Origin of the sequence: Desulfuromonas sp. KJ2020, assembly GCF_024197615.1 — a bacterium.
In the GTDB taxonomy this organism is placed as follows: Bacteria; Desulfobacterota; Desulfuromonadia; order Desulfuromonadales; family SZUA-540; genus SZUA-540.
The window spans coordinates 471,496-485,268 of sequence record NZ_JAKUKE010000001.1 but is presented as its reverse complement, the minus strand read 5'-3'; the positions used below and the strand labels follow the sequence as shown (position 1 = coordinate 485,268).

Here is a 13,773-nt window from a genome sequence, read left to right as displayed (position 1 = left end):
TTACCTCAGGGAAGCAGGCTGCGGGGTTCGACGGGACCATATTCGTCCTCGTTTTTTCCCCTGGGGTTGGCCACGCCGATGCCGGCATGGCGATAAAAATCGTAGTGAAGATCCTTGCCGCCGTCGTCGATGAGCAGATCTTCTTTCTCATAAACGAAGTGCAGCGGATCTCTCTTGCCGAACTCGTAATCTGTCGTCATCTGGATGGCCAGGGTTGGACAAGCCTCGGTGCACAGGCCGCAGTAGATGCAGCGGGCGAAGTTGATGCGGAACCAGGCGGCGTAGCGGCGGCCGTCCACAGCTTCGGCCGCCTGCATCGAAATGCAGTCGACGGGACAGGCGGCGCTGCACATATGGCAGGCGACGCAGCGCTCCTCCCCCTGGGGATCGCGCGTCAATACGAGGCGGCCCCGGTAGCGGAAAGACGGCACCGTTTTTTCTTCCGGGTACTGCCGAGTCACCGGTTTGCGCATCAGGTTGCGCAGGGTGACCCAGAAGGGCTGCAGCGTACCCTGAATATCGCGCCAGAGGGACATATCAGACTCCCAGCCAGAGCAGCACCGCTCCGGTAACGAGGACGTTCAGCAGAGCCAGGGGGACCAGCACCTTCCAGCCGAAGTGCATCAGCTGGTCGTAGCGCAGTCGTGGCAGCGAGCCCCTGGTCCAGATAAAGAGGAAGCAGACGAACAGAACCTTGCCGACGAACCAAACCAGCGGCGGCAGCAGGGGACCATGCCAACCGCCCAGAAAGAGCACGGTGACCATGGCACTGAGAATGATCATGTTGATGTATTCGCCGACGAAAAACAGGCCGAAACGCATGCCGGAATATTCCGTGTGAAATCCGGCCACCAGCTCGGCTTCCGCTTCGGGCAGGTCGAAGGGAACCCGCTTCGATTCCGCCAGCGTGCTGATAAAGAATATCAGAAAGGCCAGCGGATGCAGGACGGCGAAGGGGAGCTTCGCCTGGGCCATGACGATATCGGTGAGGGAGAAGGAACGCGCGGCCAGCACCACCGGCACGATGGCCAGTCCCATGGACAGTTCGTAGGAAATAAGCTGGGCCAGGCCGCGGATGGAGCCGAGCAGGGCATACTTGGAATTGGAAGCCCAGCCCCCCAGGGCCACACCGTAGACCGCCAGGGACGACAGCCCGAGAAAGTAGAGAACCCCGATGTTCAGGTCGCACACGACCAGGGGGATGGTGCGGCCGAAAAGAGTGATGGGGGGCGAAAAAGGGACCACAGCAAAGGCGAGCAGGGCCGTGATGGCGGTGAGTCCAGGCGCCAGCAGAAAGATAGGGCGGTCGGCGCCGGCCGGTATGGTGTCCTCCTTCGTGAGCAGCTTGATGACGTCGGCCAGCGGCTGCAACAGGCCGAAAGGGCCGACGCGATTGGGGCCGTGACGCAATTGCAGGCGTCCGAGGATCTTGCGCTCGGCCAGCACCAGATAGGCGGCCAGGGTCAGAACGACGCCAAAGATGAGGAGAAGCTTGACCAGAATCAAGGTGAGGGTCAGCAGCATATCCATCATGGCTGACCTCCCTGTTCCGTTTCGAGCCAGCCGTATTGCCGCGGGCCCCCGGGTACCAACAGCTCGATGCCGCTGCCGCGCTGTCGCGGCACGATGGCTATGCCTCGGGCCATGCGTGCAGAGAGGCGCAGAGTCAGACTGAATTGACCGAGGGAGGAGGACAGGCGAACCCGCTCGCCTTCCCGCAGGCCGCGCTCCTTGGCATCCTCGGAATGGAGCAGCACATAGGGGTCGGTGTCTCTAAGCTGCAAGGGTGGCGACAGGCTGGCCAGCAGCTCGGAACCGAAAAGGGACTCGACGGGGAGCAGGGTCAGGGCGTTTTCCGGCACACACTCCAGCGGCTGGGCGGTGTTTTCGGCCTCAGCGCCCGCAGGTGCAGACAGGCGTTCCCCTGGACGTTCGCCTAGGGCAGCGAACAGCGGATTCTGGGCGGCAAGTTGCGGGCGCAGGGCCGTCAGCGAGTCCTTCAGTCCCAGAAGATCGGCCAGGATGGCCCAGGCCTGCCGGGGCTGCTCATCAGGACCGGGCTCGGTGAATTCTCGCGGCGGGTGCTGGCCCTGACCCGTCTCCCGCAGGGGAAGGCTGGCCGAGAACACCGGCTCAAAGGCTTGAGGCCGCCCCTCATTGTTAACGAAGATCCCTTCTCCTTCAGCCGTTACCCTGGTGGGCAGCAGCAGGTCGGCATGGCGGGAAGCCATAGTGGGGAGCGAGTCGAAAACGGCGAGATACTCCAGGCGCGAGAGGGCCGCCCCCGCCCGGGCCGGATCGGGATAATCGCTGAAAGGATCTGTTTCCAGGCACACCATGGCCCGAACGCTGCCGTTCAGCATGGCATTCAGGTGGTGGTCGAAAGTGTCTTCCCCCGGCGAGAGCAAGGCGCCCCCGTAGCTGTTGGGTCCGCCCAGCAGCACAAAGGCACCGCAGGGACGAGCGGCCGGCGAGAAGGCTGCCAGGGTGCGGAAAAGCTCATGGACGCCGTCACCGCCAAGCAGATCAGCACCGGCGGCGATGACGGGACGCTGCGCCCGGTCGAGGCGGCTGGCAATCCCTTCGAGGCAGCTGGCTTCCTGACGGGAAAAGACGGAAAAATCTTTGGTGCGCAGCGCCGTCAGCACCTCGGGCAGGCGCTGAGGTGGCATGGGCAGGTGAGCGGACGGACAGCAGAGGTCGACGGGACGGGGGTCGATGCTGGCGGCCAGTCCACCCGCCCGCACCGCCTGGCGGATGGCCAGGGCAAGGAGGGGACCTTCCCCGAGCGGGTCGCAGCCCAGCGTCAGGATGAAATCGGCCTGACGGATATCCGCCAGACTGCGGGCGTGATCGCCCAGCAGAGCGGCGGTATGACGGGCAGCCCGGTCGCGCTGGGGGTGAACCTCGTAGACAAGGCGCCGTCCGCCCTGTCTGCCGGCCCATTGGCCGAACAGGGTGTTGGCCTCCAGGCTGGCGCGCGCCGAGCCCACGTAGAGGATGCTGTCGGGCCCGTGAATGCGGCGAATGGCGGCGAGGCGGTCCTCCAGAGCGGCGAGAGCCTTTTTCCAGCTGACCTCGCCGCCGTCAAGGCGGGGGCGACGGCGGCGCTGGGGATGATTGGCATGGCCGTAGCCGAAGCGCCCCCGATCACAGAGGAAGAAGCCGTTGGTGTGGGGATTGACGCCGGCTCGCACACGCTGCAGTTCACCGTAGCGGGCGCCGGGGATGGTGGCGCAGCCCAGGGAACAGTGGGGGCAGATGGAGGGGGCCTCTTCCAGATCCCAGACCCGGGAACGGTAGCGGAAGGTTTTATCCGTGAAGGTGCCGGTGGGGCAGACGTCCACCAGATTGCCGGAGAAGGGGCTCTCCAGACAGCCGTCCTGGAAGCGGCCGAAGAAGAGACGCTGTCGACTGCCCATCACGCCGAAATCGGTGCCGCCGCAATAGTCCTGATAGGTCCGCACGCAGCGGTAGCACTGGATGCAGCGATTCATCTCCTGGATGACGAAAGGTCCGAGATCCTGGTTGCGGAAGGTTCTTTTTTTGCCGCCATAGCGGCGCAGGCCGTGGCCGCCGGCGATCGTCATGTCCTGCAGCTGGCACTGGCCGCCTTCGTCGCACACCGGGCAGTCGTGGGGATGATTCATCATCAGCCATTCGATGACGTGAGCCCGCTGTTCCTGTGCCTGGGCCTCCGAGGTCGAGACGACCATGCCGTCTTTGGCCTCGACCATGCAGCTCATCTGTACGCCCTTGACCGGGCCGTCCACGAAGGTCATGGCACAGAGACGGCAAGCGCCCACCGCGCCGAGAGCGGCGTGGTAGCAGAAGTGCGGGATGACGATGCCCAGCTGCTCGGCCGCCTGTAGCACGTTGGTGCCTTCAGGGACGGTGATGGTCAGATTGTCGATGGTCAGTGTCGGCATGGCAGTTCACATCGTCAGTTAGCAAGGGGGCAGCGACCCCGGCGAATATGGTCAACGAGTTCTTCCTCAAAGAGTCGTAGCAGGCTCTCGACCGGCCCCATCGCCCCCATGGCCAGGGCGCAGAAGGAGCGGCCGTTGATGTTGCGCACCTGCCCGCGCAGCATGTCGAGATCGTCCAGGGTTCCCTGCCCCTGCTCGATTTTTTCCAGCAGCCAGGAGACCATGGGCAACCCGTCACGGCAGGGCGTGCACCAGCCGCAGCTTTCCCGGGCAAAGAAACGGTTGAGGTTGAGGGTCGCCGCGACCATGCAGGTGTGGTCATCGAAGACGGTGACCCCGCCCGTCCCCAGGCGGCTGCCGACCTGCTCCAAGGCTTCGTAGTCCAGCGGCACGGCCAGATGTTCGGCGGTCAGAAAGGGGGTGGAGGCCCCGCCGGGCAGGCAGGCCTTGAAGGTGCGGCCTTTCCAGACGCCGCCGCCGTATTCGGTGATGAGATCGCCCAGGGTGATGCCGATGGGCAGCTCGTGACATTCGGTGCGCTCCAGGTGTCCCGAGAGGCCGTAGAGCTTGGTGCCGGCCCCCTTTTCCGTATAGGCGAGACTGGCAAACCAGTCGGCCCCGCCAAGGATGATATGGGGGATGTTGGCCAGCGTCTCCACGTTGTTCACCGTGGTTGGCTTGCCGAAGAGGCCGCGCACGGCCGGAAAGGGCGGCTTGGAGCGGGGGTTGGCGCGCTTGCCTTCCAGACCGTTGAGCAGGGCCGTTTCCTCGCCGAGGATATAGCGCCCGGCGCTGCCGTGTACGTGAAGGTCGAAGGAAAAGCCGGAGCCGAGGATGTTCTGGCCTAGCAGGCCGGCCTGGGAGGCTTCGGCGATGGCCCTCTCCAGGTTGTGCATGGCCTGGCGGTAGGCGTAGCGGATAAAAATAAAGCCCGTGGGGATCTGCATGGCGTAGGCGGCGAGGATCATCCCTTCCACCAGCTGGTGCGGGTCGGCTTCCAGCAACTGGCGATCCTTGTAGGTCCCCGGCTCCATCTCGTCGCCATTGCACACCAGGTACTTCTGCCCCGGCTGCTCCGAGGGGAAAAAGGACCATTTGACCCCGGTGGGAAAGCCGGCGCCGCCGCGGCCCCGCAAGCCGGAGGCCTTGACGACGTCGCGCACGGCGGCCGGGTCCATCTGTTTCAGGGCCTTGACCAGCGCCGTGTAGCCTCCCTGTCGGCGGTATTCCTCCAAAAAGACGCATTCGCCGGGCCGCCGATTTTTGAACAGGAGCAGGGTGTGTTTTTTCATGGTGTGCCCCCGGTTCGTTCGGCCGCCAGAATGGCGTCGATCTTCTGCGCGTCCAGGTGTCCATAGAGGGTAAAACCGATCATCATGGCCGGGGCCTGGCCGCAGGCCCCCAGGCAGCAGGTCGGCAGCAGGGTGAAGGACCCGTCAGCGGTGGTCTCGCCCAGGGCGATGCCGAGCCTGTCCTGCAGATGACGTACGATCCCTTCACTCCCCCGGCTCCAGCAGCAGATGGAGTCGCACACGTGAATAACCCGCCGTCCCACCGGCTGGCGGAATATCTTGTCGTAGAAGGTGGCGATTTCTTCCACCTGCAAAGGTGACAGCCCCAACAGGGAAGCCGTCAACACCACGCCTTCGTCCGGAACCCAGCCGTATTTCTCCTGAATGGCACGCAAAAGGTCGATGACCAGCTCGCGGGGGTGCTCTGAGCGATTGAGGCGCTTTTGAAACTCTTCCAGTTTTTGTGGACTCAGCAGTTCAGGTGCCATATCAGCGATCCAGATCGGCCAGGACGAAATCGATGGAGGCCAGGATGGTGAAGAGATCGGCGACCATCCAGCCCCGGCTCAGTAGCGGCAAGGTCTGCATGTGGGCGAAGGACGGCGTGCGGATGCGCAGACGGTAAGGGACGTTGCCGCCGTCACTGACCAGGTAGTAGCCGCACTCCCCCTTGCTCGATTCGATGGCCCGGTAGCATTCCCCCGCCGGTGGTGTCAGGCCACGGGAAAGGTTGACGAAATGGTGAATGAGGCTCTCGATATCGCGCAGCCCGTCAGCCTTTTTGGGATAGACGTAGCGGTAGTCGTCGGTAACCCAGCGCCCCCCCGGCATCTTTTCAGCACATTGTTTGACGATGTTCAGGCTCTGCCGCATCTCCTGCAGCCGTACCAGATAGCGGGCGTAACAGTCCCCACCCTGAGCGGTAGCGACCTCAAAGTCGAACCTGTCATAGCCGCCGTAGGGCATGGTGCGGCGCAGGTCCCAGGCGAGGCCCGTGGCCCGCAGGTTCGGACCGCTTACGCCCCAGTCGAGGGCCTCGTCGGTGGTGAGCACGCCGACCCCTTCGGTGCGGGCCCGGAAGATGGGGCCGTTGCTGAACATTTTTTCCAGCTCGTCCAGGCGCGCGGCAAAGTCTTGGGTGAAAGTGTCAACCACGGTCTTCCAGCCGTCCGGAAGGTCGTCGGGCAGACCGCCGACACGGAACCAGGCCGGATGCATGCGGCCCCCCGTGATCATCTCGACGATATCGAAAATCTTCTCCCGTGACTCAAAGGTGTAAAAAACGGGGGTCATGGCGCCGACGTCGTTGCCGAAGGTGCCGAGCCAGACCAGATGGCTGGCGATGCGAAAGAGTTCGCATAACATGATGCGTACCGTCTGGGCGCGCGCCGGCACCTCCACCCCGAGCAGAGTCTCCAGGGGATAGAGGTAGGCCAGGTTGTTCATGACACCTGACAGGTAGTCGATGCGGTCGGTGTAGGGGATGAACTGGTTCCAGTGCTGGCGCTCGCCGGTCTTTTCGGCCGCCCGGTGGTGGTAGCCGATGTCCGCGTCGATATCGTCGATTTCTTCGCCCCGCAGTTTCAGAATGAGACGCAGCACGCCGTGGGTGCCGGGGTGGTGGGGACCGACGTTGAGAACCATCGTCTCGTCATCTTCGCCAACGGCGCGGCTCTTGAAAAAATCACCGCCGTCCCGGGGCAACATGGTGGCGGCGGTGGCCGCCGTATAGGGGGGCATCTCCGTGGCCCGGAAAGGGTGGGATTTGCGTAACGGGTGCCCCTGCCAGCTTTCCGGCATCAGAATGCGCCGTAGATCGGGGTGTCCCGCAAAAGAAATCCCGAACATGTCATAGGCTTCCCGTTCATACCAGTTGGCCGCCGGCCAGATGTCGGTAACGCTGGCCGCCTGGGGATGCTCTCCCGGCAAAGGGACCTTGAGGCGGAGGTAGCTCTGCGCTTCGAAAGAGAGCAGGTGATAGACCAGGGTGGTGTCATGAGCGGGGCGGGCCCGTCGCGCCGATTCGTCGATGGCGGTGATGTCCTCCAGACGACGATATTTCTGCGGTGCCTCCTCTTTGAGAAAACGGAGAACTTCCAACGCCTTTTCCGGTGCAGTGATCAGGGTCGGCATGTCGGCCCCCAACGAATCGCGTTTCACCGCTTCGGAGAAACGCTCCTGCACGGCCCGCAGCAGGTCGTCGGTGCCGGGAAATTCCACCTGCGGTTGCCGGGGCCGCCAGATAATGTCTGCACGGCTTTGCCGGAAATCGGGGGGCTGCTGGGAGGTGCCGCGGATGGGGCTGAAGCCGTAGCCGGGTCCGCGAGTGTCGCGGCTTTTGCTGACTCCGTCCACGAGAACAGGCACGGTGGTGCCCTCGTTGCCGCCGGGAAGGCCGAGCACGGGGCGTGCCGGACGTTCTTCGCGGGCGATTTTGTCCTGCAGCAGCATGAGTCCGTGCATGAAGGCCTCGGGGCGGGGCGGGCAGCCGGGGACATAGACGTCGACGGGGATGATCTGGTTCACGCCCTGAATGACGCTGTAGGTGTCGTACATGCCACCCGAGTTGGCGCAGCTGCCCATGGCGATGACCCACTTGGGGTTGGCCATCTGCTCGTAAAGACGGAGGATAGACGCCCCCATCTTTTTAAAGGGGGTGCCGGCAATCACCATGAGGTCGGCTTCTCGGGGACTGCCACGCAGGACTTCGGCACCGAAGCGGGCCAGGTCGAAACGCGGGGTCATGCTGGTCATCATTTCGACGAAGCAGCAGGACAGGCCGAAAAACATGGGCCAGAGGCTGTTTTTGCGCCCCCAGTTGATGGCGTCATCGAGGGTGGTGAGGACGATATTCGGCGGGATATTCTCTTTCACGGTTCCCCCCCTTGGCGACGCATGGCGCTGGGGCCCCATTCGAGCCCGCCGGCTTTCCATAGGTACAGCAGGCCGACAAAGAGCATGGCAATAAAAAAGGTGATCTGGAAGAATCCGGCCCACCCCAGCAGGTCGTAGGCCACCGCCCAGGAGACGACGAAGATGATCTCCACATCAAAAACGATGAAGAAGATAGCGACGAGATAAAAGGGCACGGGTTCGCCCAGACGGGCACTGCCGGTCGGGGCGATGCCCGATTCGTAGGATTCCTGCTTGATGGGGTGGCGGGTTTTATGGCCCAGGGTCCAGGCCAGCAGGAGCAGGATGCCAACGAGAAAAAGAGCGATGGCGGCATACAGCCCCAGCGACAGCAGGGCCTCGAAAGAAGGCGCGAGTTCTCCACCCGCCGGCAAGGCAGGGGTATGGGCGGAAGGTGAGGGCATGATAGGATCCGCTTGGTCGAGTTCTTAAGGTACGGGAAGCCGAAGGTTGCCCAGTGAAACGGCTATCAGGATCGGTGCTGATGCGGCTGTAAGCAACCGAATAGACAGCCACTTGGAACAATAACACAAAGTAGGAAATTGTCTAATGGGGGATATTAACCCCGGCGGGCAAGACCTTCAACAATGGCGGTGCGGGCCAGTTCGTCGCAGCGTTCATTTTCGGGGTGACCGGCGTGTCCGCGCACCCAGGCCCAGGTGACCTGATGCCCGTTCACGGCAGCCAGCAGACGCTCCCAGAGGTCGCGGTTAAGCACCTCTTCTTTCTTGGAGTTTTTCCAGCCTTTGCGAATCCAGCCCTGAATCCACTCGGTCATGCCTTTGTAAAGGTATTGGGAGTCGGTGGTCAGGTGAACCTGGCAGGGGCGTTTGAGCGCTTCAAGACCGGCGATAGCGGCCATCATCTCCATGCGGTTGTTGGTCGTCTGCGGGTCGAAGCCGGACAGCTCCTTCTCCTGCCCGGCATAGCGCAGAAGGGTGCCCCAACCTCCGGGACCGGGGTTGCCGGAACAGGCCCCGTCGCTGAAGATCTCAACAGTTTTCTTGGATGCTGTCATGGGATTCCTCAAAAGGAAAACATTATTACGCACTTCAATTCTGTTTACTACCCCAATATTTTTAAGGACTTCCTTTTTTAGCACGACCCGGGAAAGGATAGAAATAAGTGGCGGGCTGCAGGTGGGGTATTTGATGGCGCATGGCGCCATTGATGTATGTTATGCTCTGCCCTAAATTTCTTGGGAGGCTGTAGCATGAAATTTCTCTTTTTTCTGGCAATGTGTATCCCGCTTTTAACCGCCTGCGGTCCCAACCTGACAAGTATCGTCTACTTCGAACGGCAGCAGCCGAGCAGCAAGAAGATCGAACTTCTCGATCAGGCGATCGCGACCTACGATGAAGATGACTTCCAGTGGGAGATGAACCATCCTTACGGCAAGGTCCTGCCCTGCTACTCCCCTCTGGACTGCGCCTTCTACACCAAAGACATGGAGGTGGCCCGCTACCTGTTGGAGCGGGGAGCGCTGCCGGATCTGAAGCCGATGATCGGAGTTGGGGATTCGGCCGACAAAACCAACTACCTCATCCAGAATGTGGTGATCCGGGCCAAGTCGGACGAGGAGGCGGCCGCATCACTGGCCCTTCTCCTCGAATATGACGCCAATCCGAATCTGTGCAGTCGCAACAGCCCTGGCCCCCCGCTCAATACGGCTATCCGACGACATTTCCCGAAGTCGGTGGAAGTCCTGCTGAAAAACGGCGCGACCCTGCGTTCCAAGCGCTGCGAGGACCCGCCCGGATCGAATCCTTTCTACCTGGCCAAGTTGGGTCCCATGCCGGTGGCGTACTCCCCCTTGGAGTATGCCGTTTTGAAGGGTCGCGACGGCGACGAGACGGATCAGGAGATTTTGTCGCTGCTTCTAAAGTCTGGGGCCGACCCCTTCGACATGGATGGGCTTTACACCCTTCCCAGTTACGCCGAAGAACAGGGGAAGCCGCAGATGGCCAACTTCGTCATCGAGGAGTACATTGCGCTCCAGAAGATGAACGAACGGCAGATTAGAAACTTCAAGGCTGAGCTTGAGCGCCGCAACCAGCACCTTGCGACGCACAGAGCTGCGGAGGCCGAAGAGAAGAAGGCCCGGTTGGCCCAGAGCGCCCGTCAGCAGGCGCAGGAGGTCGTAGATGACTCCAACAGCTGGGCAGCCTCCGGAGTGGCCCTGCTGAAAGAGGCTTCGAACCAGTACCAACTTGCTCAACAGCGGCAACTCCCGCCTGTTTCAGTTTCCGCCGACAGACTGAATCCTGCCCCCGAAAAAGCTGGGTCGCCTGGGCTACAGAAGCGCATCGACAGCTCCTGCGACAATTCGCCTCACTGCCAGCCTACCACCTATGACGGGCCGTATCAGTACACTAAGAGGGTGACCGGTTTTGGCAAAGGCTACAACAACGAGACCGCCTGCGAGCGCAGCAGGCAGCACATTTCCGTCTCCCACGAGTGTGAGGAATGGGTGGACGGGAGACTGACCCTTGGCGCGGGAGTCGCTTATGATGCCTGTGTATGCACAGAACTCGAATTCAAGAGCGAATGCCGCACCCCTGCCACGGTCTACTGCGGGTTGCCACCAACACCTGGGGGCAAGGGTGTGCAGGTGGAATGATACCGGTCGGCTTTGTGTGAAATAAGCACCACAAAAAAGAAAAACGCCCCTTCCGACTCTGCATCGGAAGGGGCGTTTTCTTTTTGGCGTCCCCAGGGGGATTCGAACCCCCGTCGCCGCCGTGAAAGGGCGGTGTCCTGGGCCAGGCTAGACGATAGGGACTTGAACTTTCAAGTACCCCGCGGGAAATGACCCCGCTGTGTACGGTTTGACTTGGTGAGCCGCGTTGGGATCGAACCAACGACCATCTGATTAAAAGTCAGATGCTCTACCATCTGAGCTAGCGGCTCGTGCAACAGGAATGACTTTATACTGGAACCCTTTGGGGAAGTCAACCCCTTTTTCAAAAAAAATCTTCAGCTCTGTGTCTTAATTGGAGCCGAAAGGATTCTTTACCTGCATGGTCTGGTCACGTCGGGGACCCACGGAAACGAGGGCGATGGGGCAGCCAGTCACCTCTTCGAGCTTCTTAAGGTAAAGGCGGGCTTTCTCCGGCAGCTCATCGTAAGAGCGTACGCCCGACAGGTCGGAATTCCACCCTTCCATTTCTTCATATACCGGTTTGCATTCGGCCAAAATGTCGGGATCCTGCGGGAATGTCTCCACCATGTCGCCATGGTAGGAATAGGCCGTACAGATCTTGATGGTGTCGAGTTCGTTGAGAACGTCGAGCTTGGTGATGGCCAGCCCGGTCAGGCCGTTGGTGCGCACGGCCTCACGCAGGGCCACGGCGTCAAACCAACCCGTCCGCCGGGGGCGGCCCGTTGTAGCGCCAAACTCCTGGCCGATCTGGCGCAGCTTTTCGCCCATCTCGTCATTGAGTTCGGTGGGGAAGGGGCCTTCGCCGACGCGGGTGACATAGGCTTTGGAGATGCCGATGACTTCGTCGATGAACCGGGGCCCGACACCTGCACCGGTGCAGGCGCCGCCGGCGATGGTTGAGGACGAGGTGACGTAGGGGTAAGTCCCGTGGTCGATGTCAAGCAGACTTCCCTGAGCGCCCTCGAAAAGGATGTTGTGCCCGGCCTCGATGCTCTCGTTGAGGATGAGGGAGGCGCGACCCAGGTATTTCTCCAGTACCTGGGCGTAGCCGCTGTACTCCTCGAGGATGGCTTCTTCGGACAGAGGATTCTGTCCCAGAAACTTCTCAAGGTAAAAGTTCTTCTCGGGCAGAATTTCCTTGAGCTTACGAGCGAAGACCTGCGGCTTCACCAGATCGTTGAGACGAATGCCGCGGCGGCCGATCTTGTCTTCGTAGGTCGGGCCGATACCCCGTCCGGTGGTGCCGATCTTGCGAGCGCCGGAACGGGCTTCGCGGGCTTTGTCGATCTCCCGGTGGTAGGGCATGATGACATGCACGTTGCCGTCGATGACCAGTTGGCTGTCGTCTTTGAGGTACCCTTTTTTCTTCAGGTTGGTAATTTCGCGGATGAAAACTTCGGGGTCAAGGACCACGCCATTGCCGATGATGCAGCGCTTGCCTTCGTGCAGGATGCCGGAGGGGATCAGGTGGAGGACGGTTTTCTCGTCACCGACGACCAGGGTGTGCCCGGCGTTGTTGCCGCCCTGGTAGCGGACGACATCGTTGGCATACTCGGTGTAGATATCAACGACCTTGCCCTTGCCTTCATCGCCCCATTGGGCGCCTACGATAATTACATTAGCCATATTGATTTTCTCCTGGTGAGACTTAAAGAACGAAACTTTCGTCCTGGATCGATGGATAGGACACCGATTTTTCGGAACCGTCCGTGAGGTTGATGAGGCGGATATCCTGCGCCGGCGACAGAATCATGACATAACGGAAGTTCATTTTGCGAGCATAGGCCAGGGAGCCTTCCAGATCGCGGGGAATGATATCGCGAGCGGCGGAGATGCCTTTTTTCCGCAGAGTCTGGGCCAGGCGCTGGGCCAGTTCCTTGTCCGGGGCGGACTGAAAAATGAGCACGTCGGTCTGGCAGACGGCCAGTTCATCCAGTCGTTTGTCCAGGGCAAAGAGCAGGTTGAGCAGATTGAAGGCGAAGCCCGTGGCCGGGGCCGGATAGCCGTAGGCAGCGGTCAGGTTGTCGTAGCGGCCGCCGAAGCAGACGGCACGGCCGAAGCCGGTGAGGAACCCCTGGAAGGTTACACCCGTATGGTAGTCGAGTCCGCGCAGTTCGCCAAGGTCAAAGGTGACATGGTCCTCAACCCCATAGACCTCAAGGATATCCAAAACTTTTTTGAGGTCGGACAGCGCTTTGCGCGAACGGTCGTTGCTCACCACGTTTTCGGCCTTTTGCAGAACCTCCCGGCCGCCGAAGAGGCGGGGGAGCGCCATTACTTCGGCTCGGGCCTGCTCGGTCAGGGGCAGATCGGCCAAAAGCTCTTTGAGGCCGGAATTGTCTTTACGGGCGATGGCGGCCTGAATCAGCCGGGCCCGGTCGCCGGAGACGGGCAGGTTTTCCATGACGCCTCGAAAGAACTCGACCTGACCGATATCGATGGTGAATTCACCCGCCCCCAAATTTTTAAGACACTCCACGGCCATGGCGATCATTTCGGCATCGGCCTCCGGACTTTCCAAGCCAATCAGCTCGACTCCCGCCTGAAAGATCTCACGGTCCTTGCCGGCCTGTATCTCGGTGTGGCGCAGAACCCGGCCCGAATAGCACAGACGCAGCGGCAGCGGCATCTCGCGCATGCGCGTGGCGACAATGCGGGCGACCTGGGGAGTGATGTCGGGGGGAAAGGCCACCAGTTTGCCGCTCTGACGGTCGTCGAAACGGAAGGTCTTCTCCCGCAGTCCGGCCCCTAGGCCCCGCTCCAGGTCATGGAGAAATTCGAGGGACGGCGGGATGACGGGACGAAAGCCCCACAAGCTGAAAACGCTGAGCAGGCTGCTGCGAAGAAAGTCAATCTTGGCCGCCTTGACCGGGAGGAAATCCTTCACTCCTTTGGGGAGCATGGCCTCGATGGCGTTATCGGGAATAGGCATGGTTGATATCCGTTGCAAAGTCTTGTGTTCGTATCGACCGTCTGG

At 61.4% G+C, this 13,773-nt stretch carries 11 protein-coding genes and 2 tRNA genes; 1 reads left to right on the top strand and 12 read right to left on the bottom strand.

The annotated features are described in order from the left end of the window. Positions 1-5: 5 nt before the first annotated feature. The 8 genes from nuoI to rnhA form a co-directional block, all read right to left on the bottom strand. Positions 6-536: an NADH-quinone oxidoreductase subunit NuoI gene (gene nuoI / locus MJO47_RS02220; RefSeq protein WP_253959483.1), complete on the bottom strand. Its 531-nt coding sequence runs from the start codon at positions 534-536 to the stop codon at positions 6-8. A 1-nt stretch (position 537) separates the two neighbouring features. Then, positions 538-1,533, bottom strand: coding sequence for an NADH-quinone oxidoreductase subunit NuoH (gene nuoH, locus MJO47_RS02215; protein WP_253959482.1), 996 nt, complete (start codon positions 1,531-1,533; stop codon positions 538-540). Then, positions 1,530-3,929 (bottom strand): NADH-quinone oxidoreductase subunit NuoG, encoded by a 2,400-nt coding sequence (gene nuoG / locus MJO47_RS02210; RefSeq protein ID WP_253959481.1) that lies wholly within the window; start codon positions 3,927-3,929, stop codon positions 1,530-1,532. The genes nuoH and nuoG overlap by 4 nt, the downstream gene beginning before the upstream one ends. Before the next feature lie 14 nt (positions 3,930-3,943). After that, the gene (gene nuoF / locus MJO47_RS02205; RefSeq protein WP_253959480.1) at positions 3,944-5,221 is read right to left on the bottom strand and encodes an NADH-quinone oxidoreductase subunit NuoF; all 1,278 of its coding nucleotides are present in this window, start codon (positions 5,219-5,221) and stop codon (positions 3,944-3,946) included. Next, a complete protein-coding gene (gene nuoE, locus MJO47_RS02200) occupies positions 5,218-5,709 on the bottom strand; it encodes an NADH-quinone oxidoreductase subunit NuoE (RefSeq protein ID WP_253959479.1) in 492 nt (163 codons plus the stop codon). Before nuoE ends, nuoF begins: the two co-directional genes overlap by 4 nt. A gap of 1 nt (position 5,710) precedes the next feature. Further along, complete coding sequence (locus tag MJO47_RS02195; RefSeq protein WP_253959478.1) at positions 5,711-8,134, bottom strand: NADH-quinone oxidoreductase subunit B/C/D; 2,424 nt, start codon at positions 8,132-8,134, stop codon at positions 5,711-5,713. Continuing rightward, on the bottom strand, positions 8,092-8,538 hold the full coding sequence (locus MJO47_RS02190; RefSeq protein ID WP_256502131.1) for an NADH-quinone oxidoreductase subunit A: 447 nt from the start codon (positions 8,536-8,538) through the stop codon (positions 8,092-8,094). Before MJO47_RS02190 ends, MJO47_RS02195 begins: the two co-directional genes overlap by 43 nt. Positions 8,539-8,693: 155 nt before the next feature. Next, positions 8,694-9,152: a ribonuclease HI gene (rnhA, locus tag MJO47_RS02185; RefSeq protein ID WP_253959477.1), complete on the bottom strand. Its 459-nt coding sequence runs from the start codon at positions 9,150-9,152 to the stop codon at positions 8,694-8,696. 195 nt (positions 9,153-9,347) lie between these two features. Between rnhA and MJO47_RS02180 the strand changes: the two genes are divergently transcribed. Further along, positions 9,348-10,754: a hypothetical protein gene (locus tag MJO47_RS02180; protein WP_253959476.1), complete on the top strand. Its 1,407-nt coding sequence runs from the start codon at positions 9,348-9,350 to the stop codon at positions 10,752-10,754. Between the two features lie 84 nt (positions 10,755-10,838). Here MJO47_RS02180 and MJO47_RS02175 read toward each other — a convergent pair. From MJO47_RS02175 to MJO47_RS02160, 4 genes are all read right to left on the bottom strand, one after another. Next, a tRNA-Glu gene (locus MJO47_RS02175) sits at positions 10,839-10,916 on the bottom strand. Positions 10,917-10,968: 52 nt separating this feature from the next. Next, a tRNA-Lys gene (locus MJO47_RS02170) sits at positions 10,969-11,044 on the bottom strand. A gap of 79 nt (positions 11,045-11,123) precedes the next feature. Further along, positions 11,124-12,422, bottom strand: coding sequence for an adenylosuccinate synthase (locus MJO47_RS02165; RefSeq protein ID WP_253959475.1), 1,299 nt, complete (start codon positions 12,420-12,422; stop codon positions 11,124-11,126). Between the two features lie 22 nt (positions 12,423-12,444). After that, the gene (locus MJO47_RS02160) at positions 12,445-13,728 is read right to left on the bottom strand and encodes an ATP phosphoribosyltransferase regulatory subunit (RefSeq protein ID WP_253959474.1); all 1,284 of its coding nucleotides are present in this window, start codon (positions 13,726-13,728) and stop codon (positions 12,445-12,447) included. Positions 13,729-13,773: the final 45 nt, after the last annotated feature.

Bases quoted from the DNA above. Each gene is read 5' to 3' on its own strand.
- MJO47_RS02160 (WP_253959474.1), bottom strand. From the start codon at position 13,728: ATGCCTATTCCCGATAACGCCATCGAGGCCATGCTCCCCAAAGGAGTG.
- MJO47_RS02195 (WP_253959478.1), bottom strand. From the start codon at position 8,134: ATGGGGCCCCAGCGCCATGCGTCGCCAAGGGGGGGAACCGTGAAAGAG.
- nuoE (WP_253959479.1), bottom strand. From the start codon at position 5,709: ATGGCACCTGAACTGCTGAGTCCACAAAAACTGGAAGAGTTTCAAAAG.
- MJO47_RS02165 (WP_253959475.1), bottom strand. From the start codon at position 12,422: ATGGCTAATGTAATTATCGTAGGCGCCCAATGGGGCGATGAAGGCAAG.
- nuoF (WP_253959480.1), bottom strand. From the start codon at position 5,221: ATGAAAAAACACACCCTGCTCCTGTTCAAAAATCGGCGGCCCGGCGAA.
- nuoG (WP_253959481.1), bottom strand. From the start codon at position 3,929: ATGCCGACACTGACCATCGACAATCTGACCATCACCGTCCCTGAAGGC.
- MJO47_RS02190 (WP_256502131.1), bottom strand. From the start codon at position 8,538: ATGCCCTCACCTTCCGCCCATACCCCTGCCTTGCCGGCGGGTGGAGAA.
- MJO47_RS02180 (WP_253959476.1), top strand. From the start codon at position 9,348: ATGAAATTTCTCTTTTTTCTGGCAATGTGTATCCCGCTTTTAACCGCC.
- nuoH (WP_253959482.1), bottom strand. From the start codon at position 1,533: ATGATGGATATGCTGCTGACCCTCACCTTGATTCTGGTCAAGCTTCTC.
- rnhA (WP_253959477.1), bottom strand. From the start codon at position 9,152: ATGACAGCATCCAAGAAAACTGTTGAGATCTTCAGCGACGGGGCCTGT.
- nuoI (WP_253959483.1), bottom strand. From the start codon at position 536: ATGTCCCTCTGGCGCGATATTCAGGGTACGCTGCAGCCCTTCTGGGTC.